This is a genomic window from Mesorhizobium sp. M0051, assembly GCF_040323235.1.
Classification (GTDB): Bacteria; Pseudomonadota; Alphaproteobacteria; order Rhizobiales; family Rhizobiaceae; genus Mesorhizobium.
Genome location: NZ_JAMYUT010000015.1, coordinates 79,160 through 105,441 on the forward strand (window position 1 = coordinate 79,160; position 26,282 = coordinate 105,441).

A 26,282-nucleotide genomic window follows, 5' to 3' on the forward strand; every position below is an offset into this window, starting at 1 on the left:
CTTGAACTACTCCGCCGCCCCCTTGAAGGCGCTGGCGCCTGTTTCGAATTGCAGCTTGGCCAGCCGCGCATAGATGCCGCCCTTGGCGACCAGGCTCTGATGCGTGCCTTCCTCGACGATCGAGCCGCCATCCATGACCAGGATCCTGTCGGCCTTCAGCACCGTTGCCAGCCGGTGGGCGATGACGATCGTGGTGCGGCCCTGCATCAGGCGTTCCAGCGCGATCTGCACCAGCGTCTCACTTTCGGCATCGAGCGCGGAGGTGGCTTCGTCGAGCAGCAGGATCGGCGCGTCGCGCAGAATGGCGCGGGCGATCGCCACCCGCTGGCGCTGGCCGCCGGAAAGCGTCACGCCGCGTTCGCCGACCTGGCTGTCATAGCCTTTTTCCAGCCTGAGGATGAATTCGTCGGCGAGTGCGTCCTTCGCCGCCGTCTCGATCTCGGCCTTGCTGGCGCCCGGCCGGCCGAAGCCGATATTGTCGCTCGCGGTGGCCGCGAAGATGGTGACGTCCTGCGGCACGATGGCGATGCGCTGGCGGACCGAAACGGGATCGGCCTCACGCACGTCGACGCCATCGATCAGGATCTTGCCTGTTTCGGGATCGTAGAAGCGCAGGATCAGCGAAAACACCGTGCTCTTGCCAGCCCCTGACGGCCCAACAATCGCTACCGTTTCGCCGGGCATGACCTGAAAGCTCAAGCCGTGCACGGCGGCGCGGTCGGGCCGCGCCGGGTAGGAGAAGGAGACGTTGTCGAAGACTATCTCGCCCTTAGCGACCGCGGGCAGTGGCTTCGGATCTGCCGGAGCATGGATCGCCGGTTTCTCGGCCAGGATCTCGGTCAGCCGTTCGGCAGCACCCGCAGCTTGCGCAAGCTCGCCCCACACCTCCGACAGCGCACCCAGCGCGCCGGCGGCAAACACCGAATAGAGCAGGAACTGGCCGAGCGTGCCCGGCGATATCGAGCCTTCGAGCACGTCGCGCGAGCCGAACCACAGCACCGCCACGACGGACGAGAAGATGGTGAAAATGGCAAAGAAAGTGAGGAAGGAGCGCGCGAAGATCGAGGCGCGCGCCGCCTCGAAAGCGGCTTCCACCGCAGCCGAGAAATGGCCGGTGACCAGCTTCTCGTTGGTGAAGGCCTGCAGCGTGCGCACCGCGCCGACCTGTTCGCTGGCATAGGCTGTCGCATCGGCCAGCGTGTCCTGCGCCTGCCGTGACTTGCGCCGCACCGAGCGGCCGAAAGCGACCAGCGGCAGCACGATGACGGGAATAGCGGCAATCACCAGGCCGGACAGTTTCGGGCTGGTGATCACCATCATCCCCAGAGCACCGAGCCCAAGGATGACGTTGCGCAGCGCGACCGAGGCCGTCGCCCCGACCGCGGACTTGACCTGCGTGGTGTCGGCGGCGAGCCGCGACACGATCTCGCCCGACTGGGCGGTATCGAAAAAGGAAGGCGACAGCGTCGTCACATGAGCAAAGACATCGCGGCGGATGTCGGCGACGACGCGTTCGCCAAGCGTGATGACGAAGTAGTAGCGGCCGGCCGATGCCGCCGCCAGCAGCGCGGCCATCGCCACCAGCGCGGCGAAATATTCGGCGATGAAGATGGTGTTGGCCGACGAGAACCCATGATCGATCATGCGCCGTACCGCGAGCGGCAGCGCCAGGGTCGTTGTCGCGGCGATGACCAGCGAGATGAGGGCGCCGATGAACAGCGTGCGATAGTGCGCGATATACGGAAACAGGCGCCCGAGCGGCTTGAGCGAGCGCCGGCGCTCGTCTGCGCTGCTGATGTGCGCCATCCCAGTGTTTCCTCTAGCCGCCCTTTGAGCCATGCGCTTCAATATGCGCTTGCCGCGGCCTTGTGATTCAATTCCGGCTGATGTATAGGCTCGCCGACCGTTTTAGAAGCCGTGGCTCCTCAATAGCTGCGGCTTCGAGTTTTAAAAAGGGGCGCATCGACGCAGGCTTATGCCCGTCAGCAGCGCCGGCAAGCCAGGAACCGAACCATGAAGACCGACATTCATCCCGATTACCACACCATCAAGGTCGTCATGACCGACGGCACCGAATACATGACCCGTTCGACCTGGGGCAAGGAAGGCGATACGATGAACCTCGATATCGACCCGACCACCCACCCGGCCTGGACCGGCGGCCAGCAGACCCTGCTCGACCGCGGCGGCCGCCTGTCGAAGTTCAAGAAGCGTTTCGAAGGTTTCGGCCTCTAAGGGCGAACACCTATCGCAGATCGAAAACCCGCCCTTGTGGCGGGTTTTTTGTTGCAGCATTCATCCTGGCGCTTTTCCGCCTGCTATTCAGCCAGCAATTCCCTGAGTGCCATCCGCTTGTAGGCGGCGACCAGCCTGTCGCCCTCCTGCCGCTCGACCGAGATCGCCAGCCGCATGGCGGCTTCACCCATCTGCCAGACCAGCAACGCCGTCGTTTCCAGCGCCACCGGATCGGCCGCCGGTCGCAGTCGTTTCAGCACCGTGGTCAGAAACTCCGCATTGGCCCGGCTGTCGGCGAGCTCGAGCTGGCGCAACGCCTTGTCGGCCTGCGTGCCCGACCAGATGTCGCGCATCACCGGCTCCGCCAGGAACAGCCGGTAGTAGATATCGATGAGTTCCGAAAACGCTTGGCCCAGCCCTTCGGCGTCACTGACTCCGGCTAGTGCGGCCGAGATGCAGGCCTGGCTCTCTGCGGTATAGCGCTCGGCCAGTGCCCAGATGATCGCCCGCTTGTCCGGAAAGAACTGGTAGAGCGAGCCGATCGACACACCGGCCCTTTCCGCCACTTCACCCATGCGCATGGCGTCGCTGCCTTGCTCGGCAATCAGCGCCGAAGCGGCGGCCAGCATCCGCTCGACCCGTTCGCGGCTGCGCTGCTGGCTTGGCGCCCGGCGCGGCGAAGCGATCTGCTCCTGAGGGGAAACCGGCGAGGCCGCATCTTCCATGACTATCTCTCATACCACCAAAATCGCTTGACTCGTCAAATACGAGGGTTTATCACATTTTGCAAATGTGAGGAATACTCATATTTTAAGCAGAAGAAACCGCAACCGGCATCTGGAGCAACTGACATGATCGCGAAAGTTCTGCCCATCCTCATCTTCATCGCCGCAATCGGCTCGGGCGTCATCGGCGGCGTCTTCTTCGCCTTTTCCACCTTCGTCATGCCGGGCCTCGGCCGCATGCCGGCCGCTGGCGGCATCGCGGCGATGAATTCGATCAATGTGACCGCTGTGACGCCGCTGTTCATGACAGCGTTGTTCGGCACGGCGCTTGCGTGCCTCATTGTCGGCGCCGGCGCGGTGATGGACTGGAGCCAGTCGGGTTCGCTCTGGCTGATTGCCGGTAGCCTGGTCTATCTCATCGGCATCGTGGTGGTGACGATGGTCTTCAACGTCCCGCTGAACGATGCGCTCGCCACCGTCGATCCGGCAAGCGCCAGCGGCGCAAGTCTGTGGTCGCGATACCTCAATGAATGGGTGATGTGGAACCATGTCCGCACCGTCAGCGGCATAGCCGCGCTGGCATCCTTCTGGTTCGCCGCGCGTTGACCGCAATGGGCGGAGCCATCGATGGCCGACAGTGAGGCTCCGCGCCTGAAAAGTTCAGGACGTTTTTTGGAGACGGATCTTGAAGGATCAGTACTCAAACATGGCCTTCGGCATGGCCATCGGAGTTGGTGTCGGCTCGGCGATCGGCGCCGCTCTGGATGATCTGCCAATCGGCATCGCTATGGGCATCGCCGTAGGCGCGGCTTTCGGAGCGTTGCGACGTAAGTGACGGTGCTGCCGACGCTCTTCAGGCCTTTGTTTTTCGATCCGAATGGCCGAGATCGCGATCCGGATCGATGACGTCGCGCACAAGCTGCTTGAGTTTGGCCGCGTCTGGAAAGCCGCCATCGCGCTTGCGGTCCCAAACCAGAGTATCGTTGCAGGAAATGGTGAAGATGCCGCCGGTGCCAGGCACTAGCGTCACCTCGCCGAGATCGGTGCCGAAGGTCGACAGCAGCTCCTGCGCCATCCAGCCGGCACGCAGCAGCCACTGGCACTGCGTGCAATAGGTGATGCGGATGATGGGAAGCGCTTTTTCGCTCATGCCGCGCTGAGCTTGGCCATCGTCTCGTCATCGACCTCGAAGTTGGCGTAGACGCTTTGCACGTCATCGTCATCCTCGAGAGTGGCGACCAGCTTCATCAGCGATTGTGCCCGCTCCTCGTCGACCGGAACATTGTTTTGCGGCCGCCAGATCGGCTTCACCGATTCGGCCTCGCCGAGCGCGCCTTCCAGAGCCTTCGATACCTCGCCGAGATTTTCGAAGGCGCAATAGATCGTGTGGCCTTCCTCATCGGACTCGACATCATCGGCGCCGGCTTCGATCGCCGCATCCATGATCTTGTCGGCGCTGCCGGCCGATGCCGGATAGTAGATCTCGCCGGCGCGGTCCCACATGAACGACACCGAGCCGGTTTCACCCATCGCCCCGCCCGCCTTGGTGAAGGCGGCGCGCACGTTCGAGGCCGAACGGTTGCGGTTGTCGGTCAGGGCCTCGACGATGACGGCGACGCCACCTGGACCATAGCCCTCATAACGCACGGCTTCGTAATTCTCGGCGTCGCCCATCGAGGCCTTGTTGACGGCGCGCTGGATGTTGTCCTTCGGCATCGACACTGCCTTGGCGTTCTGGATCGCCAGGCGCAGGCGCGGGTTCATCGATGGGTCGGGCGTACCGCTCTTGGCGGCGACGGTGATTTCGCGCGCCAGCTTGGAAAACATTTTCGACCGCACCGCATCCTGGCGGCCCTTGCGGTGCATGATGTTCTTGAACTGTGAATGGCCAGCCATGGCACCCCTGTCGTGTTCTCGGCTAGAGCATCCGAAGCAGGTGATCTCACCTCGACTTGCGCAATGCTCGAATTCAAAATTTCAGAGCGTCCCAGGTGCAACTCGTGGAAGCACGGCGTTCTCTGTCGGAATGGCCGGCTTATAGATAAATCGGCTCAATTCGTCCAGCCACACGGCGCATGGGACGCACGACATGGATCGCCGCCACCGCTCACGCCTCCAGATCCGACTTCAGCCGGTCGATGATGCTGAGCGCATGGCCGGCATACTGGCTGATCCAGCGGTCATGGATCTGCTTGATCGGCAGCGCGTTGAGATGGTTCCAGCGCTCGCGTCCGTCGCGCCGCGCGACGATGAGGTCGGCCTCCTCCAGCACCTTGAGGTGTAGCATCACGGTGCAGCGATCGATATCGGGAAACGCATCGCACAGCATGCCGGTGGTCCTTGGCGCATCCTTCAGCTGATCCAGGATTTCGCGCCGGCGCGGATGCGCCAGCGCCTTGAAAACATTGTCGTCTTGCGATCGGCTTGACATGTTATATTTCTATAACATATCCTTCGGCCAATCAAGGGAAGGAGTTGTGGATATGTCACTTGGATTCAGTGTTTCAGGACGCATCGGCAGGCCGGTCGCCGACGTCTTCGACGCGGTCGTCAATCCAACGAAACTCAGCGGCTATTTCACCACGATCGGCGGTGCCAGCGCGCCGCTGGAAGCGGGTGCCAGTGTCGTCTGGTGGGGCAAGGTGCCGGTCGAGGTCGACGAGGTGGTCAAGGACAGCCGCATCGTGCTGCGCTGGGATGCCGCCGATGCCGACGGCAAGCCGGCCTACAAGACCCGCGTCGAGATGAATTTCGAACCGCTCGACGATGGCGGCACCTTCGTCACCATCGCCGAGAGCGGCTGGCGGGAAGGTGCGGTCGGCCTGAAGAAATCCTACCTCAACTGCGAGGGCTGGTCGCAGATGCTGGCCTGCATGAAGGCCTATGTCGAATACGGCATCAATTTGCGCGAGGGCTACTACCGCAGCGAGATGAAGGGCGAACCCGCCAACGAGACCAATATCTGAACATGACGACGGAGCCCGCAATGACCGCGAAGATCACCGGTGGCATCAATATCGCCATGAAGGTGCCGCCACACCAATATGAGACGACGGTCGCCTTCTACCGCGACGTCGTCGGCCTGAAGCCGTTCACCGATAAGGCGCCGGAATCGGCTTCGAGCTCGGTCCCAACCGCTTGTGGATCGATGAAGCGCCGATGATGAGCCAAGCCGAAGTGTGGCTGGAGCTGTTTGCCGATGATTTTCCCGCCGCTGCGGATCATTTCGCCAGGGCCGGAATTGTGCGTTGCGATGCTATCGAGCCTCTGGGCGAGGGCTTCCGCGGCGGCTGGATCAGCAATCCAGCCAGCATCGTTCACATGCTGCGCGAACCAGACGCCTGGTGAGCGCCAAGCCCGGAAAGGACAATCCCATGGAAATCCGCGAGACACCGACCGCCGAAGCCGGCATGCTGATCCGGCGGCCTGTCGCCCACGTGTTCGAGGCCATCGTCGATCCGGCCATCACCACGAAATTCTGGTTCACCCACGGCAGCGGCCGTCTCGACAGCGGAAAGCAGGTTCGTTGGGAGTGGCGCATGTACGGCGTCTCGACGACAGTCGATGTCAGCGAGATCGTCGCGAACGACAAGATCGTCATGCAGTGGAGCGATCCGCCGACCACGGTGGTCTGGACCTTCACCGAAATGCCCGGCGATGCGACCTTTGTGGAGGTTCGCAATTTCGGTTTCGCCGGCAACGGCGACGAGCAGGTGAAGGAGGCCATCGGTTCAACCGGCGGCTTCACCCTCGTGCTGGCCGGCGCCAAGGCGTGGCTGGAACACGGCCTGACGCTCGACCTGATCGGCGACCGTCACCCGAAGGGTGTGCCGACGAACTGAACCGGCTCAAGATCGCCGTTTTTCCTGTTCAATCACATGGTGACGGAGCACGCGATTGATCTCGGTTTGGTATCCGCCGCCCCTCAGTGCCCGCCGCCCGCCTTCGCCTTCTTGCGCCGTCGGGCCAGCATGTTGAGCCCCTCGACGAGCGCCGAAAAGCCCATCGCCGCATAAATATAGCCCTTGGGCACATGGTAACCCATGCCGTCGGCGATCAGCGTCATGCCGATCATTAAAAGGAAGCCCAGCGCCAGCATGACGATGCTCGGGTTCCTGGCGATGAAGTCCGCCAGCGGTCCGGCCGCAAGCATCATCACGCTGACCGCGACGATCACGGCGATATACATGATGGCGATCTCGTCGGTCATGCCGACGGCGGTGATGATCGAATCGATGGAGAAGACGAGGTCGAGCAGCAGGATCTGGAAGATCGCACCGGCAAGGCTGATCTGCAGCGTCTCGCCCAGCATCGTGTCCTTGTGGTCGTCGGGATCGACCGTGTGATGGATTTCCTTGGTTGCCTTCCAGACAAGGAACAGGCCACCGGCGATAAGGATCAGGTCGCGCCAGGAAAAGCCGCGGCCGAGGGCGGTGAACACCGGCGTCGTCAACTGAACGATGATCGAAATGGTGGCCAGCAGCACTAGCCGCATGACCAGCGCCGCCGAGATGCCGAGGCGGCGTGCGCGGGCCCTTTGGGCTACCGGCAGCTTGTTGGTCAGGATCGAGATGAAGATCAGATTGTCGATGCCGAGAACGATCTCCAGCACGATCAGCGTCAGCAGCGCGACCCAGGCCGTTGGATCGGACGCGAATTGAAAATGCGGCGCCAGGAATTCGATGAGCTGCATGGAGGTCGTCCCCTCTATTAACGATCTAGAGCAGTGTCGCCGGCAGTTAGGTACTATGCGCGGCTATATCAATGTCACGACCAGAAGGACGGGGCGGTTTCCTCCAGCCGCGGGCCGCGACGAAACGGCGCGATCTTCTCCGTCAGCCCGGTGCGGTCGGAAATGTCGACCCCGACGCCGCACAATGTCGCCGGTCCGGTGGCGGCCTCGAAGCGCCCTTTCGGCACTTTCGACAGGAACCGGTTGAGCGGTTCCTCCTTGTCCATGCCGAGCGAGGAATCATAGTCGCCGCACATGCCGGCGTCGGACATGTAGCCGGTGCCGCCATTGAGGATCTGGTGGTCGCCGGTCGGCTGGTGTGTGTGGGTGCCGATGACGAGGCTGGCACGGCCATCGACGAAATGCGCGAAACACATCTTTTCCGAGGTCGCCTCGGCGTGGAAGTCGATGACCACCGCATCCGCCTGCTCGCCGAGCGGACAGGCGGCAAGCTCGCGTTCGCCGGCCTGGAACGGGTCGTCGAGCTCGGGATGCATGAACACCCGGCCCATGATGTTGGCGACCAGCACGCGCGCGCCGCTCCTGGCGATGTAGACGCCGGAGCCGCGTCCGGGCGTGCCCTTGGGAAAGTTGGAGGGGCGCAGGAAACGTTCTTCGCGCGGCGCGAAGGCCAGCGCGTCGCGCTGATCCCAGACATGGTTGCCCGTGGTGACGACATCGGCGCCGGCCGCGATCGTCTCGCGAAAGATGTCTTCGGTGATGCCGAAGCCGCCGGCGGCGTTCTCGCCGTTGACGATGACGAAATCGAGTTTGAAGTCGGAGATCAGCCCGGGCAGTTGTTCCCACACCGCGGTGCGTCCCGTTTTTCCAACCATGTCACCGAGGAAGAGAAGTCTCATATGATCCCGCACCGAAGGTCAGCGAAGCAAAAGCTGCATGACGCCAGTGAAAGATCATGCGTCCATTTATCTACAATTTTGGCACGAAGCGGCGCAACCCGCTCTCGGTGAGTATTTCCGCGATGATGACGTCATGGTCCTCATCCGGCACCTGCGCCACCTCCTGGCAATCGAAGGCGATGCCAATCAGTCGCGGCGGCTGTCCCTTGTCGATCAGCCTGGCGATGGCGCGGTCGTAATAGCCAGCGCCGTAGCCGATGCGATGGCCTCGCGCGTCGAAGGCGGCGAGCGGCACCAGCATCACCGAGGGATCGAGCACCTCAGCCTCCTCATGCGGACCGACCGTGCCGAAACCCATCTCGACCATCGGCGCGCCGCGCACCAGCTCGCGAAAGACGATGGTGGTCTTGTCGAGAATGGCCGGCAGGCAGAGCCGTGCGCCCTTCTCGCGCAACGCAAACATCAGCGGCCTGACGTCGACCTCCGAACGCATCGGCCAGAAGCCGGAAACGATCTGACCCGCTTCGATGTGGAGGTGATCGCGCGCAGTCTCAGCCATTTCCAGCGCGATCTCCACCCGCCAGAATTCATCGAGCGCGTCGCGGCGCCCAAGTGCCTCGCGGCGAAGCTGCTTTTTCAGGTCTCTAGACAATGTCATGCGCCAACGCTGGAGAAGGCCAGATTTGAATGGAGAAGAGCGGCGTTTCCACCGTATCATTCACCGAATGCGTGGAGACGCCTTGGAGAAGCGACGGTCCACACAACCGGTGGAGAGAGCGATCCCGGGAACCTACAAAGTAGGTGGGCGCCGTGTGAGAAAACCCACGGGTCTTCCCAGGGACAGCTCCCTAAGGATCGTTAAGGCCCCGGGGAAAATGTTCTCCTGCCGGGAAGCACAGACCGTCACCCGCAATATAGGCGGCTCATCGGGCAAGCGCCAGAGAGACAGCGTGGCCGGCGACTTTATTCTCTGCAAATCCGTTGCTTCTGTTCAGCGCCAAGCGCCGCCGTGCCTTGCACTGGCAAGTCCGCCTCCTTACGGTTGTCATGGCAACCAAGGAGCAAAAATGCGTTTCGAAGGCACGGCGGCCTATGTCGCCGACAAGGATCTGATGGTGGCCGTCAACGCGGCGATCGCGCTGGAGCGGCCCTTGCTGGTTAAGGGCGAGCCCGGCACCGGCAAGACGGAACTGGCGCGCCAGGTGGCGGCGGCACTCGGCCTCGATCTGATCGAATGGCACGTCAAGTCGACCACCAGGGCGCAGCAGGGCCTTTACGAGTATGATGCGGTCTCGCGCCTGCGCGACAGCCAGCTCGGCGATAGCAGGTTCAACGACATCAGGAATTACATCAAGCGCGGCAAACTTTGGGAGGCGTTCGCGGCCGGTAAAAAGGTTGTGCTTTTGATCGACGAGATCGACAAGGCCGACATCGAATTCCCCAACGATTTGCTGCAGGAACTCGATCGGATGGAGTTCTTCGTCTACGAGACCGGCGAAACTATCCGTGCCGCCGTAAGGCCGATCGTCATCATCACCTCCAACAATGAGAAGGAGCTACCGGACGCCTTCCTGCGTCGCTGCTTCTTTCACTATATCCGCTTTCCCGACGTCGACACGCTGCACAGAATTGTCGATGTCCACTATCCCGGCATCAAGCAGAACCTGGTGCGGGCGGCGCTGACCCAGTTCTACGAGATCCGCGAGGTGCCGGGGCTGAAGAAGAAGCCATCGACCTCCGAAGCGCTCGACTGGATAAGGCTGCTGGTCGCCGACGACATTGCGCCGGAAGATTTGCGCGCCGACCCGAAGAATGCCCTGCCCAAACTGCATGGCGCCCTCTTGAAGAACGAGCAGGACGTGCACCTGTTCGAGCGGCTGGCCTTCATGGCCAGAAGGCAGCAGTAGCGCTTTCCCTTCTGTGGACCGTTGCTGCCGGCCGAACTGGAAGGCAGTTTCGGCCAGAACCTTCGGAGGAAATGCAATGTCTGAGATCATCGTCCGCCCGCTCGCGCAGTCCGACCACGCCGACTGGCGGCGGCTGTGGACCGACTACCTGACCTTCTACGAGACGAAGCTTCCCGAAGAGGTCTATGCCGTCACTTGGCAACGACTGTTCACGCCGGGTGAGTTCGAACCCAAGGGTTTCGTTGCGACCCTCGACGGCAAGGTCGTCGGTCTCACCCACTATCTCTACCATCGCTCCGGCTGGTCGGAAAAAAACAATTGCTATCTGCAGGACCTGTTCGCCGACCCGGATGTGCGCGGCAAGGGCATCGGCGCAGCGCTGATCGAGGCGGTGAAACAGGAAGCTGCGAAAATCGGCGTCAAGAACGTCTACTGGATGACGCACGAGACCAACACCACCGCGCGCAAGCTCTACGACCATGTGGCACGGCGAACGGGCTTCATCGAGTATGATCTATTGTGAAGAAAGTGGGAGCTTGAAATGGCCGCCATTGCGCAATATATTGCGCATGATCTGGGTGTGTAATGCCGTTGATCGAGACCAATACGCGCAAAATTATCATCAGGCTTTTGCGCGATGGCTGGGTAAGTTTCGGCGGCGGCAAGCACGACAAATATGAGCATCCGGAACGGCCAGAGGTGATGATCATCGTGCCTAGGCATCGTGAACAATCTCCTGGTGTCGCCCGGTCGATCGCCCGGCTGGCTGCATGGATTTGAGGACAGACCGCATGACGCATTATGTTGGAATTCTCGATGGGGCAGAGGACATCTGGGGGGTGCGCGTCCCTGATCTTCCCGGCTGCCATGGCGGCGGCGCAAGCCCCGAAGAAGCCATTGCCGATGCGACTTCCGCCGTGCGCGAATGGGTCGAAGCACGTGCGACGAAACATCTGCAGTTACCGGTCTCGCGTACGGTGGCGCAATTGCTCCTGCAAGACGAACTCGATACTGCCGCCGGCGAATCCGCCGTGATGATCCCGGTGCTGATCGACTCGGGCCGGCCCGTCCGAGCCAATCTGTCGCTCGACGCCGGCCTTCTGGCGGCGATCGACGAAGAAGCAGGCCGGCGTGGCCTGACGCGTTCCGCATTCATTGCAAGCGCCGCACGAGAGAAGATCGAAGGCCACAGATAACCGACCATGTTCATCCCGTTCTTCCTCGAACTGAAGGCAGCCCGCGTTCCCGTTTCGCTGCGGGAATATCTGTCGGTGCTGGAGGGGCTGGAAGCCGGGCTGGTCGACTATGATGTCGAAGGTTTTTATTACCTCGCCCGCACCGCATTGGTGAAGGACGAGCGCCATATCGACCGCTTCGACCAGGTGTTTTCGCATGTCTTCAAGGGGATCGAAGCGCTCGGCGGACCGGATGCGGTCGATGTCGCGAACATTCCCGAGGACTGGTTGCGTCGCCTCGCCGAAAAGCACCTGACCGAGGAAGAGAAAAAGCTGGTCGAGGCGCTCGGCGGCTTCGAAAAGCTGATGGAGACGCTGAAGCAGCGGCTGGAGGAGCAGAAAGGCCGCCACCAGGGTGGCTCGAAATGGATCGGCACCGGCGGCACCTCGCCCTTCGGCGCCTATGGCTACAACCCCGAAGGCGTGCGCATCGGCCAGCATGAGAGCCGCAACCGCCGCGCGGTGAAGGTGTGGGACAAACGCGAGTTCAGGAATTTCGACGATGCCGTCGAGCTCGGCACCCGCAACATCAAGATCGCGCTGAAGCGTCTGCGCCGCTGGGTGCGCGAGGGTGCCGAGGAGGAGTTCGACCTGCCTGGAACAATCCACGCCACCGCCGAGCACGGCTATCTCGACGTGCGGACGCGGCCGGAACGCCGCAACGCCGTGAAGCTCCTGATGTTCTTCGATGTCGGCGGCTCGATGGACGATCACATCAAAAGCGTCGAGGAGCTGTTCTCGGCCGCCCGCGCCGAATTCCGCCAGCTCGAATATTTCTATTTCCACAACTGCCTCTATGAGGGCGTGTGGAGGGACAATCGCCGCAGGCATGCCGAGGTGATTCCGACCTTCGACCTCCTCCACAAATACGGGCCGGACTACAAGGTGATCGTCGTCGGCGACGCGTCGATGAGCCCCTACGAGATCGCTCATCCCGGCGGTTCGGTCGAACACTGGAATCCGGAGGCAGGCAGCGTCTGGCTCGGCCGCCTGCTGCAGCAATGGCCGAACGCGGTGTGGCTCAATCCCGAGGCCGAAAAGAACTGGGGTTACACCCATTCGATCGCGATGATCCGCGACATTTTCGGCGGCCGCATGTTTCCGTTGACACTGGCCGGGCTCGAAGGCGCGACGAAGCAGCTTTCAAGAAAGCACTGAACCTTGCGCGCCTTCTCGGAACTGGGCAGACGCGTAACAAATGCCTATCTTGGTGCGAATACGAGGCTGCAACCAATAACGAGCCGGCAAGGCTGAGGAGATCGAATGGACACCCATACCTACCCCGTAACCCGCACCGACGCTGAATGGCGCGCCCGGCTGACGCCGGAGCAATATGCCGTCATGCGCGGCCACGGCACCGAGCGGCCAGGAAGCTGCGCCTTGCTTTACGAGAAGCGCGCCGGCACCTTTTCCTGCGTCGGCTGCGATCAGCCTTTGTTTGAATCCAAACTGAAGTTCGAGAGCGGAACCGGCTGGCCGAGCTTCAACGACCCGGTACCGGGCTCGGTCGAGAACACTGTCGACCGCAGCTACGGCATGGTCCGCACCGAATGCCACTGCGCTCGCTGCGGCAGCCATCTCGGCCATGTCTTCGAGGACGGCCCGCCGCCGACCGGCCTGCGCTATTGCATCAACGGCGTGGCGCTGAAATTCGAGCCGGCGGCTTGAGCCAAACGATCGGGGGATAGATGGGAAGGGCGGCTGCGGCCGCCCTTTTTGTCTGCGATCCGTGAAATTGGCTGGTGCGGTCGATGCTCGCTCAGACCACTACCGTCAGGATCAGCCACAGTGTAGCCCCGAGCGTCATCAACGAGGCCTTGATGCCACTGGCCCTTTCCGTGGTTCGCCAGACGGCAAAGGTCAGGAAGATATTGTAGGGCACCAGCGCGAAATGCACCGCCAGGACCAGCACAAGCGGCAGCTTCAGCGCAAGCAGGATAATCGCTGCTACCGCGGACGCGACGTTGAGCGCGGTACCGACAAGGGCAAGGTCGCGCCAGAACAGCCGGTCGAGCGGCACCCGGCCTTGCCAGCGTGAGCGGAAGAAGGATCCGACGCCGTCTGGCAACACCTGATATCTACCCCTGCCCCAGGACTTCTGTGACCGCACGTTCGATACGCGAACATTCGGTCACCAGCCAGTCGGTCATCGCCGGCCAATTGTCCTCGGCATAACAGTTCACCCGCCACATCGAATTGATGCCGAGGCCTTCGCAACTCTGTTCCGGCCTGAGTTTCAGCCTGTCTTCAATCGCCGCCTGGAACGGCTTCAGTCGCGACCAGGCTTGCGTGGCGCCGAACTTCTCGTTGCGGCCGAAGAAGACGCCGACATGGTTCTGTGCCGGCGCGACATACATGGAAAGGACCAATGCGAAGTCGGGCAGCCCGCGCTGCCAGAACCACGGTCCGCGCCTCGCCATCAGGGCTTTTTCTTCCGGGTGCCGTTCGGCGAACAGCGCCCAGAAGCCGCGCTGGCGAAATTCAGAGGCGCGTCGGGCGCCGAAGTCGAATTCGCTCATGGCTCCAAAACCGTATCTCCGGCGTCGGCGCCGGGGCTGGCTGGCCCTAGACCATGCCCAGTGCGGCCTTGTACAGGTCGAGGATGGTTTCCTCCTCCTGGCGTTCGGCCTGGTCCTTCTTGCGCAGCCGGATGATCGTGCGCATCGCCTTGGTGTCGAAGCCGGTGCCTTTGGCCTCGGCAAACACTTCCTTGATGTCGTCGGAAATGGTCTTCTTCTCTTCTTCGAGCCGCTCTATGCGCTCGATGAAGGCACGCAGCTGGCCGGCGGCAACAGTCTGGCTGGTATCGGTAATATCGTCGGCCATTTTTTCTCCACATCGTTTTTCGCGCCGCGACTCGGTTGACGACGGCGGCAAATTTGAGCCGGTTCGATGCCCGACCAGCGGCGGCGGGTCAAGCCGTTATCGATGCTGCATGAAAGGCTGCCGCCAGGTGCGGACAGAATGGGCTCTACGGTCGCCTTTTCTCATCCGAAGGCGATGAGCAGATCCTTGGCATCGATCTGGTCGCCGGCCTTGACCAGCACCTCGGCGACGGTGCCGTCGCGCTCGGCATGCAGCGCCGTTTCCATCTTCATCGCCTCGATGGAAAGCAGCACATCGCCCGCCTTCACAGCCTGGCCGGCGGCAACCGAAAGCGCGGAGACGACACCCGGCATCGGCGCACCGACATGGGCCTCGTTGCCGGGCTCGGCCTTGCGGCGGGCCTTGGCGGCGGACGCGCCATGCGCCCTGTCGGGCACCTTCACACGACGCGGCTGGCCATTGAGCTCGAAGAACACGGTGACCATGCCCTTTTCGTCGACATCGCCGATGGCAAGGCAGCGCACCACCAGCGTCTTGCCCTTCTCGATATCGACGAAGATCTCGTCTTCAGATTTCATGCCGTAGAAATAGGTCGGCGTCGGCAGCACGCTGACGGGACCGTAGGTCTCCTGCGCGCCGGCGAAATCCGTAAACACCTTCGGGTACATCAGCCACGAGGCGAATTCGAACTCTGAGAGTTTGCGCTCGAGCTTCGCTTCGATCTCCTTGCGGTTGGCCTTGAGGTCCGCCGGCTTGAGCAGCGAGCCGGGCCGCACCTTGATCGGCTTGTCGCCCTTCAGCACCTTCTTCTGCAGCTTCTCAGGCCAGCCGCCGGGCGACTGGCCGAGATCGCCGCGCAGCATCGACACCACGGAGTCCGGGAAGGCGATGTCCCTGCTGGGGTTCTCGACATCGGCAACGGTCAGATCCTGGCTGACCATCATCAGCGCCATGTCGCCGACGACCTTGGACGACGGCGTCACCTTGACGATGTCGCCGAACATCAGATTGACGTCGTGATAGGTCTGCGCCACTTCGTGCCAGCGTGTCTCCAGCCCGAGCGAACGCGCCTGCTCCTTGAGATTGGTGAACTGTCCGCCCGGCATTTCGTGCAGGTAGACTTCCGAGGCCGGCCCCTTGAGGTCGCTTTCGAAGGCGGCATACTGGTTGCGCACCGCTTCCCAGTAGAACGAGATCTTCCTGATCCATTGCGGGTCGAGGCCCGGATCGCGCTCGGTGCCCTTCAGCGCCTCGACGATGGAGCCGAGACATGGCTGCGACGTGTTGCCGGAGAGCGAATCCATCGCCGCGTCGATAGCATCGACGCCGCTGTCGACGGCCGCCAGCACCGTAGCTGCCGATAGGCCTGACGTGTCGTGGGTGTGGAAATGGATCGGCAAGTCGGTCGCTTCGCGCAGCGCCTTGAACAGCACCCGTGCGGCGGATGGCTTCAGCAGTCCGGCCATGTCCTTGACGGCGATGATGTGGGCGCCGGCCGCCTGCAATTCCCCGGTCAGGCCGACATAATATTTGAGGTCGTATTTTGCCCGCGCCGGATCGAGGATGTCGCCGGTATAGCAGATCGCCGCTTCGATCAGCTTGCCCTCGGCGCCGACCGCATCCATGGCGACGCGCATGTTCTCGACCCAGTTCAGGCAGTCGAAGACGCGGAACAGGTCGATGCCGCCGGCGGCCGCCTGTTTGACGAAATGCTGCACGACATTGTCGGGATAGTTGGTGTAGCCGACGCCGTTGGCGCCGCGCAGCAGCATCTGCAGTAACAGATTGGGCGCTGCCTCGCGCACCAGCGTCAGCCGCTCCCACGGATCCTCGGTGAGGAAGCGCATGGCGACGTCGAATGTGGCGCCGCCCCAGCATTCGAGCGATAGAAGCTGCGGCAGGGCGCGCGCGTAAGTGCCGGCAATGCCGGCGATGTCATGCGTGCGCATGCGCGTCGCGAGCAGCGACTGGTGGCCGTCACGCATCGTCGTGTCGGTGACCAGCACCTCCTTCTGGTCGCGCATCCAGGCAGCGAATTTCTGCGGTCCGAGCACGTCGAGCTTCTGCTTGCTGCCATCAGGCACATTGCCGTTGAGATAGGGCACCAATGGTGCGGCCGCATCGGCCTTCGGCTGCGGCCGGCCGCGCGTCTCGGGGTGACCGTTGACCGAAACGTCGGCAAGATAGTTGAGCAGCTTGGTGGCACGGTCCTGGCGCTTGACCTGCTGGAACAGCTCCGGCGTCGTATCGATGAATTTGGTGGTGTAGGAATTGTCGGCGAAGCTCGGGTGGTTGATGATCGCTTCGAGGAAAGTCAGATTGGTGGCGACGCCGCGGATACGGAACTCACGCAGCGCCCGGTTCATGCGGGCGATGGTCTCGGCCGGCGTCGGCGCCCACGCCGTCACCTTCTCCAGCAGCGGATCATAGAAGCGGGTGATGACCGCGCCGGAATAGGCAGTGCCGCCATCGAGGCGGATGCCGAAACCTGTCGCGCCGCGATAGGCGGTGATGCGGCCATAGTCCGGGATGAAATTCTGCTCGGGATCTTCCGTAGTGATGCGGCACTGCAAGGCATGGCCGTTTAGCCTTATGTCCTTCTGCACCGGCACGCCCGATTCCGGCGTGCCGATGGCAAAGCCGTCGAGGATATGGATCTGCGCCTTGACGATGTCGATGCCGGTCACTTGTTCGGTGACGGTGTGCTCGACCTGGATGCGCGGGTTGACCTCGATGAAGTAGAACTTGCCGGTGTCGGCGTCCTGCAGGAACTCGACCGTGCCGGCGCCGATATAGCTGGTCTCGCGGGCGATCTTCAGCGCATGGTCGCAAAGCTCCTCGCGCTGCGACATTTCGAGATAGGGCGCCGGCGCCCGCTCCACGACCTTCTGGTTGCGGCGCTGGATCGAGCAGTCGCGCTCGAACAGATGCACGGCGTTGCCATGCGTGTCGCCCAGCACCTGCACCTCGACATGGCGGGCACGCTCGATCAGCTTTTCGAGATAGACCTCATCCTTGCCGAAGGCGGCTTTCGCCTCGCGCTTGCCTTCCGTGACTTCGCGGGCAAGGTCGGCTTCGGCGCGGATGGCACGCATGCCGCGGCCGCCGCCGCCCCATGATGCCTTCAGCATCACCGGATAGCCGATTTCCTTGGCAAGTTTCTTGACCGCATCCATGTCGTCCGGCAACGGATCGGTGGCGGGGATCACCGGCACGCCGACCTCGATGGCGAGATTGCGTGCCGCGACCTTGTTGCCGAGCCGGCGCATCGTGTCCGGCTTCGGCCCGATGAAAATGATTCCGGCCTGGGCACAGGCATCGGCAAATTCGGGGCTTTCCGACAACAGGCCGTAACCGGGATGAATGGCATCGGCGCCCGAAAGCCTGGCGACGCGGATCACCTCCTCGATCGACAGATAGCTTTCGATCGGTCCCATGTCCTTGGCCAGATGCGGCCCGCGTCCGACCTGGTAGCTCTCGTCGGCTTTGAAGCGATGCAGGGAGTATTTGTCCTCCTCGGCCCAGATCGCCACGGTTTTGAGACCGAGTTCGTTGGCCGCGCGAAAGACGCGAATGGCGATTTCGGACCGGTTGGCGACGAGAATCTTCGTGATGGCCAAGGACTGAGGCTCCAGCAACGGAAGGGAACAGAAATCGGCGCAATGATTAGCGTGAAAATGCTGCAGTGCAAACGAAATTGACGCGCACTTAAACCGATTGAAATGGAATCTTGCGCCAAAGGCAGGCGCATTCATTCGAACATGCAGCGAAGCGCTGGGCACCACCGGTCAAAGCGCGATCGTTTCCGGGCTAAAGGCGCGGGCTGCATTGGTCTGCCGGCCTCGATGGCGAGGCAACAGGGGAAAAAAGTAAGATGCCCGGCGCGAAGCGCCGGGCATCTGTAAAGCTTGGAGACTGACGAGCTTACATCTTCTGGATGTAGGTGTACTTGCCGTCGTCGCCCTTCTTCCATTCGTACATGACGTAGCCAGGCAGCGTCGGGTCGCCCTTGGCGTCATAGGACAGGTCGCCGAGCACGGTCTTGAACGGGCCGTTTTCATGCATCGCCTTGGCAACTGCCTGCGGGTCGTTCGACTTGGCAGCGGTCGCTGCTTCGGCGAGCGCCTGTACGGCGGCGTAGGAGTAGAGCGTGTAGGCTTCCGGCTCGAAGCCCTGCTCGCGGAACTTCTCGACGAGTTCCTTGTTGGCGGGGATCAGGCGCGGGTCCGGGCCGAACGTGTTGAGCGTGCCCGCAACCGCGTCACCTGCGATCGAAGCCAGTTCGTTCGACACGATGCCGTCGCCGGAAACCAACGTCGCCTTGAGGCCCTGGTCGGCCGCCTGGCGGATGATCAGACCGGCTTCGGTGTGCAGGCCACCCCAGTAGATGATGGTTACGCCAGCTTCCTTCATCTTGGCGATCAGTGCCGAGAAGTCCTTGTCGCCGACATTGATGCCTTCGTACATGACTTCCGTCAGGCCCTTGGCATTCATCGCCTTCTTGGTTTCGTCGGCAAGGCCCTGACCGTAGGTGGTCTTGTCGTGCACGACGGCGATCTTGGCGTCCTTGAAGTTCGCGGCGAGATAAGCGCCGGCGATGCTACCCTGCTGGTCGTCGCGTCCGCAGGTGCGGAACACGTTCCACAGGCCGCGCTCGGTGAACTTCGGGTTGGTGGCAGCCGGGGTGATCTCGACGATGCCGTTTTCCGCATAGACTTCCGATGCCGGGATCGAGACGCCCGAGTTGAAGTGCCCGACCACGAACTTGACACCGTCGCCGACGAACTTATTGGCAACCGAGATGCCCTGCTTCGGATCGGAGACGTCGTCGCCGACTTCGAGCTTGATCTGCTCGCCATTGATGCCGCCCTTGGCATTGATGTCGGCGACAGCGGCTTCCGCACCCTTCTGAAGCTGCGCGCCGAAGGCGGCGTTCGGGCCGGTGATCGGGCCGGCTACGCCGATCAGGACGTCAGCCCACGCGCTGCCGCCAAACGCGACCAGCGCGGTCAGGGCGACGGCGGACAAAAGTGACTTTTTCATTTAAACGCTCCCATTTACGGAGTGGGCGTGGATGAAGCTTTCATGCGATGCCCACCCTTATCGCAGAAAGCATAGTTTGCCGATTTTCAGGCACTTGTCACGCCGATTCAATTTCGATGCGGCGCTAATGATGAACGTCAACCTTTCGGTTTCCAGCTCAAGATTGAAGCTCTCTCGTAGAGCCAATTATATTGCGTCACCATCTGGTTGGTGCGCGTGTATTGAAAGCCGACAAAACCGAGTATCATCAGCACGATTGTATCGACGACATAGTATTGCAGCGAGAACATCGTGCCGCCGAACAGCGCGTGATGGATGAAGCGGATGCCGATGCCGAGCCCCAGCATATAGGCAAACAACTGGACGAAGCTGCGCCATGTCTGGGCACTGGCCTTGCCCGTCATCCACGCCGCCCAGCCGCCGAGCAGACAGGTGACGAAGAAGAACTGCCAGATCGAGGGTTCCTCATAGAGAATGCCCTGCATGATGAAGTCTCCTTAGCATGATCCCGAAAGGTTGCAGACTTTTCGGACAAGGATCATGCGACAAACAAACGATTTGGAGCGGAACACCGAACGCACACATTCCGCTTCAAATTCAGTGATGTCCGCCTTCGAGATAGGCGGCGCGCACTTCTGGATTGGCGAGCAGTTCCTTGCCGGTGCCGCTCATCGTCACATTCCCGTTGACCATGACATAGCCCCGCGTGGCGAGTTTCAGCGCGCCGAAGGCATTCTGCTCGACAAGGAACACGGTAAGTCCCTGGGTGCGGTTCAGTTCGCGGATCGCGTCGAAGATTTGCTTGACGATCAGCGGCGCCAGACCCAGCGACGGTTCGTCAAGCAAAAGCAGCTTCGGCCGTGCCATCAGCGCGCGTCCGATCGACAGCATCTGCTGCTCGCCGCCCGACAGCGTGCCGCCGCGCTGGGCTATGCGCTCCTTCAGCCGCGGGAACAGCTTGAACACCTTCTCGACGTCCTCGTCATAGTGTTTGAGGTTGTCGAGGCTGGCGCCCATCTGCAGGTTTTCCATCACCGTCATGCGCGGAAAGATGCGCCGGCCTTCGGGCGACTGCGCAATGCGCATGCGCGCGATCTCATGCGTCGGCATCTGGGTGATGTCGGTGCCGGCAAAGGTGATGGTGCCGCCGCGAGCCCGCGGGGCGCCAAAAATGGTCATCATCAGCGTCGACTTGCCGGCGCCGTTGGCACCGATCAGCGCAACGATCTCACCTTCCTTCACGGTGACATCGACGCCGTTAAGCGCCCGGATATTGCCATAGTAGGTCTGCACGCCCTTGATATCGAGCAGCGTTGTCCCGGCCATCACTTGCTCCCCCCGCGCTTGCCCGCCACAGGCTTGGCAGCAGTTTTTCCGGAAGCATGGCTGGTCGCCACCTTGCCCGCATCGACGCGGCGCGAGAATTCCGTGTCTTTGCCCTGGCTGAGCAGCCTGGCCTGCTTGACCCATTCCTCACGTGCGATGCGTCCGTCAAAGGCGAGATAGGCTTCAGCAGCCTCGACGTCGGCCTTTTTCCAGGCGCCGATCTGGTCGAAGTGGAATATACCGTGATCGTTGAGCTTCTTCTCGTTGACCGAACCGATGCCCTTGATACGGGTCAAATTGTCGGCCTTGCCACCGCGAGGCGCTGGCAGCCGGTTGGAGATTCCTCCTGCCGCCGCCGCAGGCGCCTTCGCGGAAGGGACCTTGGCTGCCCGCTTGGTCGGCGCAGTCGACTTCACCGCCGTTCCGGCTGCCGCCTTTGGTGCAGCTTTCGGAGCAGGCTTTGCCTTCGCCGCCGGAGCGCGAGGCGCGGCCGGCACCGCCGCCAGCGAGGCCGCCTTGTCTGCCGCGGCGAGCGATTTTGCGTCGACCTGACCGGCCTTTGACGCGCCTTTGGCCACCGTGACCCGCTCGCCTGAACTGTGGCCGACCGTGTCGGTCACCGGCCCGGCGAGATACGATGATGATGTTCCCGGGCCGTGTGCGGCATCCGGTCCGGTATCGAGCTGTTCGATGACGTCTTCGTCGCCGACTTCAGTCAGCACCGACTCGACGTCCTCGTCGTCGACGCCGAGATAGGCTGCGATGACGCGCGGGTCGGTACGCACCGACTGCGGGCTGCCGTCGGAGATCTTGCGGCCATATTCCAGAACAACGACATGGTCCGAGATCTGCATGACCACCGACATATCGTGCTCGATCAACAGGATCGAGGCGCCTGATGTGTCCTTGATGTCGATCAACAGTTCGTTGAGCGCCGCCGATTCCTTCGGATTGAGTCCGGCCGCCGGCTCGTCGAGGCACAGAAGCTCCGGCCCCGTGCACATGGCGCGCGCAATCTCGAGGCGGCGCTGCGCACCGTAGGGCAGATCGCCGGCCGGATCGTCGGCGCGATCGACAAGATCGGCCTTCTCCAGCCAATGCTTGGCCAGATCCACCGATTCGGCCGAGGCCCTGCGGTAGCCGCTGAAGCCGAACAGGCCCAGGATCGTATAGCCCGAGGCCTTCATCAGCTTGTTGTGCTGCGCGACCAGCAGGTTCTCCAGCAGCGTCATGCCCGAGAACAGGCGGATGTTCTGGAAGGTGCGCGCCACCTTGGCGCGTGCCGGGATCTCATGGTTGGGCAGGCGTTCGAGCAAATAGCTCGAGCCGTCGTTCCGGTTAAGCGTGATCATGCCTTCCGACGGCTTGTAGAAGCCGGTGATGCAGTTGAACACGGTGGTCTTGCCGGCACCGTTGGGTCCGATCAGCGCGGTGATTTCACCGCGCTTGGCGACGAAGGACAAGTCGCCGATGGCGACCAGGCCGCCGAACTTCATCGACAGATGCTCGACCTGCAGGATGGCCTCGTTCATGGACGGATTCGCGTTCATCAGCCGTGGCCCTCCTTGGTGAAGGAACCTGAAACCGACCTTCGCTCCTTGAGAAAGGCGGTCGGCTCTCGACTGCCGACGAAGCCGCGCGGTTTCCACAGCATGACGATGACCATGGCCATGCCGAACAGAAGCATGCGGTAGAGTTCGGGTGTGAAGTCCGGCCCGAATATCTGCTTGAGGAAGTCGAGTTCGCGCAGCGCCTCGGTCCCGCCGATCATCACCATCGCGGCAACCGCAATTCCGACCAGCGAGCCCATGCCGCCGAGAACGACGATCGCCAGGATGATGGCCGATTCCAGGAAGACGAAGGATTCCGGGCTGACGAAACCTTGCCGCGCGGCGAAGAAAGAGCCGGCGAAGCCGCCGAACATGGCGCCGGTGGCAAAAGCGGTCAGCTTGGTGGTGGTGGTGTTGATGCCCAGAGACCGGCAGGCGATCTCATCCTCACGCAGCGCTTCCCATGCGCGGCCGACCGGCAGGCGGCGCAGCCTGATGGTGACGAAGGCGGTGAGCAGGCACAGGCCCAGGATCAGATAATAGAGGAAAATCTTGTAGTACGCACCCGACTGGGTGATGCTCAACACTTTGGCGATGTAGTTCGAGTCCGACACGTTGAACGACATCAGTCCGAAGAAGCTGACCTTGGGAATGCCGGAAATGCCGGCCGAACCGTTGGTCACTTCGCGCCAGTTGATGAGCACCAGGCGGATGATCTCGCCGAAAGCCAGCGTCACGATAGCCAGATAGTCGCCACGCAGGCGCAGCACGGGGAAGCCGAGCAGCACGCCCCAGAGGGCGGCCATGGCGCCGGCGGCCGGCAACAGGATCCAGAACGACAGGCCGAAATGCGTGGCGAGAAGCGCATAGGAATAGGCGCCAAGTGCATAAAAGGCGACGTAGCCGAGGTCGAGTAGGCCGGCGAGGCCGACAACGATGTTCAGACCCCAAGCCAGCATCACATAGATCAGGATCTGGATGCCGAAATTATCGACCCATTTCAGCGAACCCTGCAGGCCTCCGGCAATCGACCAGGCGTTCAGCGACAGCACCGCCACCACGAGGATCGGATAGAGCACCAGCGCCGTGACGCCCAATTTGGTGAAGTTGGCATGGATGAAGGCGCGGAAGTAATAGATCACGCAAGCCAGCAGATAGATGACCGCGAGCGCGCGCAGGAATTGCAGATAGCCGGCCGGTTCTGCTCCGACCCATCCAGCGAGAGAATTGTTGAAAACGAACAGTAGCACCGCGGCGATGACGGCCGCGATAAAGGCCGGCAACTGGAAGAAGCGTGATGCAACGCTGCTCGGCAACAGGCCGGTGGCGACATCGGCGATCTTCTGGTTGGCCAGGAAGGGCTGGCCATAGGCGACATAAAGAAACCGCCCGACAGCCGTGGCGATCACCACTGCCGCAAGCAGGCCCCAGCGCGCGGTCAGGACCAGTTCATTGGAGATGTTCTGACCGGTCTTCAGCCCGATGAAAAGGACGAACAGGCCAAGCGCAATGGCGCCGGCATAGAAGGCTTCCTTGAGGGCGCGCTGGACAGGGGTGGCGACGACGTCGCGCTCCGGAGATACGGTGACGGCCATGGTCTCAGACCTTTTCGACTTCTGGCCGGCCCAGTATGCCGGAAGGAAGGAAGATCAGCACGATCGCCAGGATCGAGAACGCCGCGACGTCCTTGTAGTCGATCGAGAAATAGGCCGACCACATGCTCTCGATGAAGCCGATCATCAGCCCGCCGAGCACCGCGCCCGGCAGCGAACCGATGCCGCCCAGCACCGCTGCGGTAAAGGCTTTCACGCCGGGCGTGAAGCCGTCCGAGAAGGCGATGACACCGTAATACATCAGGAACAAGGTCCCGGCGACGGCGGCAAGCGCCGCACCCATGATGAAGGTGATCGAGATAGTGCGGTCGACATCGATGCCGAGCAGCGCCGCCATCTTGCGGTCCTGCTCGCAGGCGCGTTGCGCTCGGCCAAGCGAAGTCCTGTTGACCAGGTACCAGAACAGCACCAGCAGCAGCGCCGTGACGATGACGATGATGATCTGCTTCAGCGACACGCTGATGCCGCCGATGTTGTAGACTTGACTGACCATCGGCGGGATCGGCTTGTTGCGCGGCCCCTGCGTCACTTGGACGAAGTTCGACAGCGCGATCGACATGCCGATCGCGGTGATCAGCGGCGCCAGCCGGAACGAGCCGCGCAATGGCCGGTAGGCAACCTTCTCGATCGTCCAATTGTAGAGGCTGGTGAGCAGCATCGCCACGATCATCATGAGCAGCAGCGCCAGCACCACGGGCACCGAATAGAACAGCGCGCCTAGAGCGAGGAAGACGATCAGGGCCGTGAAGGCACCCACCATGAAAATGTCGCCATGAGCGAAGTTGATCATGCCGATGATGCCGTAGACCATCGTGTAGCCGATCGCGATCAGCCCATAGATCGATCCCAGCGTCAGCCCGTTGATAAGCTGCTGGACAAAGTACTGCATGTGTACGTGGCTCCCCTGGAATGTCGCCCATGCAGACGCATTCCTTTTCGTATTTCCCCTAGTCGTAAAGTTTCGAGCCCGGATTGCAACGTCATTTTTCAATCGTCGTGCGTGTTTTGCCGACACGCCGTCTGATTGCCCGTTTTTCCGTATCCGACCCCTGGACTATCGCGGACCCTACCATTGGCATAACGCAATGTCTTTGACGATTCGACCGCATCATGCGCCTCGTTTCGAAGAAATCGCCGTCAAAATTAGGTGATGAGAAGAATCGTTGCGTTACTGACATAGTCCGTTTTTCGTTCCGCTCCTTTCCGTAGGGTCAAGTTTCCCTTCACTTGACCACAAAACCATGCGCGAACGGATCGCGATCGTCGATGAAAATGGTGTTCAATCCGGTCATTCGCGCCCAGCCACCGATCGAGGGAACAATTGCCGGTTTGCCCGCGACGGTGACGTCCTTTTCGACCTTGCCCTTGAACAGCGAACCGATGATCGATTCATGAACGAAGCTGTCGCCGGCCTTGAGTTTGCCCTTTGCATGAAGCTGCGCCATCCGCGCCGAGGTGCCGGTGCCACAGGGTGAGCGGTCGATCGCCTTGTCGCCGTAGAACACGGCGTTGCGGGCGTCGGCCTCGGGGTTGGTCGGCGCGCCGGTCCACAGCATATGCGACAGCCGGTTGATGCCAGGGTTCTCGGGATGCACGAAGGAATATTTCTCATTGAGCCGCTGCCGCACCACCGGGCTCCAGGCGATGAAGTCGCCGGCCGAATGGTCGGCCATGTCGCGATAGTTCTTCTGCGGCTCGACGATGGCGTAGAAGTTGCCGCCATAGGCTACATCGACGGCGATTTCGCCGAGCTGCGGGCATTCGACCGTCAGCCCTTCCGCATAGAGGAAAGACGGCACATTGGTGATGCGCACCTCCTCGACATAGTCGCCGACCTGCTTGTATTCGGCGATGACCAGGCCGGCCGGCGTGTCGAGCCGAAGCACCCCCGGCGTCTTCGGCTTGATTAGCCCGTGCTCGATCGCCATCGTCACCGTGCCGATGGTGCCGTGGCCGCACATCGGCAGGCAGCCAGAGGTCTCGATGAACAGGATTGCGATGTCGCAATCCTCGCGCGTCGGCGGATAGAGGATCGAGCCGGACATCACGTCATGGCCACGCGGCTCGAACATCAGCCCGGTGCGGATCCAGTCATACTCGGCCAGAAAATGCGCTCGCCGTTCCATCATCGTCGAGCCCTGCAGCAGCGGGCCGCCACCGGCGACCAGCCTCACCGGATTGCCGCAGGTGTGGCCGTCTATGCAGAAGAAGGATTTCTTGGCCATCACGC

At 61.9% G+C, this 26,282-nt stretch carries 30 protein-coding genes, 1 other RNA gene and 1 pseudogene; 12 read left to right on the forward strand and 20 right to left on the reverse strand.

Annotation, left to right across the window (positions count from 1 at the left end; all coding sequences use genetic code 11):
• Positions 1 to 6: 6 nt before the first annotated feature.
• The gene (locus tag NKJ90_RS17225; protein WP_023758625.1) at positions 7 to 1,806 is read right to left on the reverse strand and encodes an ABC transporter transmembrane domain-containing protein; all 1,800 of its coding nucleotides are present in this window, start codon (positions 1,804 to 1,806) and stop codon (positions 7 to 9) included.
• A gap of 207 nt (positions 1,807 to 2,013) precedes the next feature.
• On the opposite strand from NKJ90_RS17225, the gene rpmE reads away from it, so the two are divergent.
• Positions 2,014 to 2,235: a 50S ribosomal protein L31 gene (gene rpmE / locus NKJ90_RS17230; protein WP_006327661.1), complete on the forward strand. Its 222-nt coding sequence runs from the start codon at positions 2,014 to 2,016 to the stop codon at positions 2,233 to 2,235.
• Positions 2,236 to 2,318: 83 nt separating this feature from the next.
• Here rpmE and NKJ90_RS17235 read toward each other — a convergent pair whose 3' ends face one another.
• Entirely contained in the window at positions 2,319 to 2,960 is a 642-nt protein-coding gene (locus tag NKJ90_RS17235; protein WP_023758624.1) for a TetR/AcrR family transcriptional regulator, read from the reverse strand.
• A gap of 126 nt (positions 2,961 to 3,086) precedes the next feature.
• Between NKJ90_RS17235 and NKJ90_RS17240 the strand changes: the two genes are divergently transcribed.
• Both NKJ90_RS17240 and NKJ90_RS17245 read left to right on the forward strand, forming a co-directional pair.
• A complete protein-coding gene (locus NKJ90_RS17240; RefSeq protein WP_023758623.1) occupies positions 3,087 to 3,566 on the forward strand; it encodes an anthrone oxygenase family protein in 480 nt (159 codons plus the stop codon).
• 79 nt (positions 3,567 to 3,645) lie between these two features.
• Positions 3,646 to 3,795, forward strand: a complete 150-nt coding sequence (locus NKJ90_RS17245; protein ID WP_023758622.1) for a glycine zipper domain-containing protein — start codon at positions 3,646 to 3,648, stop codon at positions 3,793 to 3,795.
• An 18-nt stretch (positions 3,796 to 3,813) separates the two neighbouring features.
• Here NKJ90_RS17245 and NKJ90_RS17250 read toward each other — a convergent pair whose 3' ends face one another.
• The 3 genes from NKJ90_RS17250 to NKJ90_RS17260 all read right to left on the reverse strand — a co-directional run bounded on the left by NKJ90_RS17250 (position 3,814) and on the right by NKJ90_RS17260 (position 5,391).
• Complete coding sequence (locus NKJ90_RS17250; RefSeq protein WP_023758621.1) at positions 3,814 to 4,110, reverse strand: Rdx family protein; 297 nt, start codon at positions 4,108 to 4,110, stop codon at positions 3,814 to 3,816.
• Positions 4,107 to 4,856 (reverse strand): YebC/PmpR family DNA-binding transcriptional regulator, encoded by a 750-nt coding sequence (locus NKJ90_RS17255; protein WP_023758620.1) that lies wholly within the window; start codon positions 4,854 to 4,856, stop codon positions 4,107 to 4,109. Before NKJ90_RS17255 ends, NKJ90_RS17250 begins: the two co-directional genes overlap by 4 nt.
• Before the next feature lie 211 nt (positions 4,857 to 5,067).
• Positions 5,068 to 5,391 carry an ArsR/SmtB family transcription factor gene (locus tag NKJ90_RS17260; RefSeq protein WP_023758619.1) on the reverse strand — a complete coding sequence of 108 codons (324 nt, stop codon included), beginning with the start codon at positions 5,389 to 5,391 and terminating at the stop codon, positions 5,068 to 5,070.
• Between the two features lie 52 nt (positions 5,392 to 5,443).
• Between NKJ90_RS17260 and NKJ90_RS17265 the strand changes: the two genes are divergently transcribed.
• From NKJ90_RS17265 to NKJ90_RS17275, 3 genes and pseudogenes are all read left to right on the forward strand, one after another.
• Positions 5,444 to 5,926 (forward strand): SRPBCC domain-containing protein, encoded by a 483-nt coding sequence (locus NKJ90_RS17265; protein WP_023758618.1) that lies wholly within the window; start codon positions 5,444 to 5,446, stop codon positions 5,924 to 5,926.
• A gap of 20 nt (positions 5,927 to 5,946) precedes the next feature.
• A pseudogene (locus NKJ90_RS17270) lies at positions 5,947 to 6,308 on the forward strand (hypothetical protein).
• Positions 6,309 to 6,334: 26 nt separating this feature from the next.
• Entirely contained in the window at positions 6,335 to 6,802 is a 468-nt protein-coding gene (locus tag NKJ90_RS17275) for an SRPBCC family protein (RefSeq protein WP_023758616.1), read from the forward strand.
• An 83-nt stretch (positions 6,803 to 6,885) separates the two neighbouring features.
• Here the strand turns inward: NKJ90_RS17275 and NKJ90_RS17280 are convergent, their stop codons facing one another.
• The 4 genes from NKJ90_RS17280 to ssrS all read right to left on the reverse strand — a co-directional run bounded on the left by NKJ90_RS17280 (position 6,886) and on the right by ssrS (position 9,457).
• On the reverse strand, positions 6,886 to 7,653 hold the full coding sequence (locus NKJ90_RS17280) for a TerC family protein (RefSeq protein ID WP_031259977.1): 768 nt from the start codon (positions 7,651 to 7,653) through the stop codon (positions 6,886 to 6,888).
• A gap of 74 nt (positions 7,654 to 7,727) precedes the next feature.
• Complete coding sequence (locus NKJ90_RS17285; RefSeq protein ID WP_023758614.1) at positions 7,728 to 8,552, reverse strand: TIGR00282 family metallophosphoesterase; 825 nt, start codon at positions 8,550 to 8,552, stop codon at positions 7,728 to 7,730.
• Between the two features lie 70 nt (positions 8,553 to 8,622).
• The gene (locus NKJ90_RS17290; protein ID WP_023758613.1) at positions 8,623 to 9,210 is read right to left on the reverse strand and encodes a 5-formyltetrahydrofolate cyclo-ligase; all 588 of its coding nucleotides are present in this window, start codon (positions 9,208 to 9,210) and stop codon (positions 8,623 to 8,625) included.
• A gap of 91 nt (positions 9,211 to 9,301) precedes the next feature.
• Positions 9,302 to 9,457, reverse strand: a non-coding RNA gene (ssrS, locus tag NKJ90_RS17295) — 6S RNA.
• 162 nt (positions 9,458 to 9,619) lie between these two features.
• Here ssrS and NKJ90_RS17300 point away from each other — a divergent pair.
• The 6 genes from NKJ90_RS17300 (at position 9,620) to msrB (ending at position 13,362) form a co-directional block, all read left to right on the forward strand.
• Entirely contained in the window at positions 9,620 to 10,459 is an 840-nt protein-coding gene (locus NKJ90_RS17300) for an AAA family ATPase (protein WP_023758612.1), read from the forward strand.
• Positions 10,460 to 10,535: 76 nt separating this feature from the next.
• Entirely contained in the window at positions 10,536 to 10,982 is a 447-nt protein-coding gene (locus NKJ90_RS17305; protein ID WP_023758611.1) for a GNAT family N-acetyltransferase, read from the forward strand.
• Between the two features lie 62 nt (positions 10,983 to 11,044).
• Positions 11,045 to 11,239 carry a type II toxin-antitoxin system HicA family toxin gene (locus NKJ90_RS17310; protein ID WP_023758610.1) on the forward strand — a complete coding sequence of 65 codons (195 nt, stop codon included), beginning with the start codon at positions 11,045 to 11,047 and terminating at the stop codon, positions 11,237 to 11,239.
• Between the two features lie 11 nt (positions 11,240 to 11,250).
• Positions 11,251 to 11,655: a type II toxin-antitoxin system HicB family antitoxin gene (locus NKJ90_RS17315; RefSeq protein ID WP_023758609.1), complete on the forward strand. Its 405-nt coding sequence runs from the start codon at positions 11,251 to 11,253 to the stop codon at positions 11,653 to 11,655.
• 6 nt (positions 11,656 to 11,661) lie between these two features.
• Positions 11,662 to 12,852 carry a vWA domain-containing protein gene (locus NKJ90_RS17320; protein WP_023758608.1) on the forward strand — a complete coding sequence of 397 codons (1,191 nt, stop codon included), beginning with the start codon at positions 11,662 to 11,664 and terminating at the stop codon, positions 12,850 to 12,852.
• 105 nt (positions 12,853 to 12,957) lie between these two features.
• Positions 12,958 to 13,362, forward strand: a complete 405-nt coding sequence (gene msrB, locus NKJ90_RS17325; protein WP_013529102.1) for a peptide-methionine (R)-S-oxide reductase MsrB — start codon at positions 12,958 to 12,960, stop codon at positions 13,360 to 13,362.
• Positions 13,363 to 13,453: 91 nt separating this feature from the next.
• On the opposite strand, the gene NKJ90_RS17330 is transcribed toward msrB, so the two are convergent.
• From NKJ90_RS17330 to NKJ90_RS17380, 11 genes are all read right to left on the reverse strand, one after another.
• Complete coding sequence (locus NKJ90_RS17330; protein WP_031259975.1) at positions 13,454 to 13,765, reverse strand: hypothetical protein; 312 nt, start codon at positions 13,763 to 13,765, stop codon at positions 13,454 to 13,456.
• Positions 13,766 to 13,772: 7 nt separating this feature from the next.
• Positions 13,773 to 14,213, reverse strand: coding sequence for a hypothetical protein (locus NKJ90_RS17335; RefSeq protein WP_023758606.1), 441 nt, complete (start codon positions 14,211 to 14,213; stop codon positions 13,773 to 13,775).
• A 46-nt stretch (positions 14,214 to 14,259) separates the two neighbouring features.
• Complete coding sequence (locus tag NKJ90_RS17340) at positions 14,260 to 14,520, reverse strand: DUF2312 domain-containing protein (RefSeq protein WP_013529099.1); 261 nt, start codon at positions 14,518 to 14,520, stop codon at positions 14,260 to 14,262.
• Between the two features lie 161 nt (positions 14,521 to 14,681).
• Positions 14,682 to 18,140: a pyruvate carboxylase gene (pyc, locus tag NKJ90_RS17345; protein ID WP_023758605.1), complete on the reverse strand. Its 3,459-nt coding sequence runs from the start codon at positions 18,138 to 18,140 to the stop codon at positions 14,682 to 14,684.
• 304 nt (positions 18,141 to 18,444) lie between these two features.
• Complete coding sequence (locus NKJ90_RS17350; RefSeq protein WP_352486401.1) at positions 18,445 to 19,563, reverse strand: branched-chain amino acid ABC transporter substrate-binding protein; 1,119 nt, start codon at positions 19,561 to 19,563, stop codon at positions 18,445 to 18,447.
• Positions 19,564 to 19,700: 137 nt separating this feature from the next.
• Positions 19,701 to 20,048 carry a DUF6867 family protein gene (locus NKJ90_RS17355; RefSeq protein ID WP_023758603.1) on the reverse strand — a complete coding sequence of 116 codons (348 nt, stop codon included), beginning with the start codon at positions 20,046 to 20,048 and terminating at the stop codon, positions 19,701 to 19,703.
• Between the two features lie 112 nt (positions 20,049 to 20,160).
• Positions 20,161 to 20,889, reverse strand: a complete 729-nt coding sequence (locus NKJ90_RS17360) for an ABC transporter ATP-binding protein (RefSeq protein ID WP_023758602.1) — start codon at positions 20,887 to 20,889, stop codon at positions 20,161 to 20,163.
• Positions 20,889 to 22,439 carry an ATP-binding cassette domain-containing protein gene (locus tag NKJ90_RS17365; protein WP_023758601.1) on the reverse strand — a complete coding sequence of 517 codons (1,551 nt, stop codon included), beginning with the start codon at positions 22,437 to 22,439 and terminating at the stop codon, positions 20,889 to 20,891. Before NKJ90_RS17365 ends, NKJ90_RS17360 begins: the two co-directional genes overlap by 1 nt.
• Positions 22,439 to 24,034 carry a high-affinity branched-chain amino acid ABC transporter permease LivM gene (gene livM, locus NKJ90_RS17370; protein ID WP_023758600.1) on the reverse strand — a complete coding sequence of 532 codons (1,596 nt, stop codon included), beginning with the start codon at positions 24,032 to 24,034 and terminating at the stop codon, positions 22,439 to 22,441. Before livM ends, NKJ90_RS17365 begins: the two co-directional genes overlap by 1 nt.
• A gap of 4 nt (positions 24,035 to 24,038) precedes the next feature.
• Entirely contained in the window at positions 24,039 to 24,941 is a 903-nt protein-coding gene (locus NKJ90_RS17375; RefSeq protein WP_023758599.1) for a branched-chain amino acid ABC transporter permease, read from the reverse strand.
• A gap of 334 nt (positions 24,942 to 25,275) precedes the next feature.
• Positions 25,276 to 26,277, reverse strand: coding sequence for a 4-hydroxyproline epimerase (locus NKJ90_RS17380; RefSeq protein WP_023758598.1), 1,002 nt, complete (start codon positions 26,275 to 26,277; stop codon positions 25,276 to 25,278).
• Positions 26,278 to 26,282 lie beyond the last annotated feature (5 nt).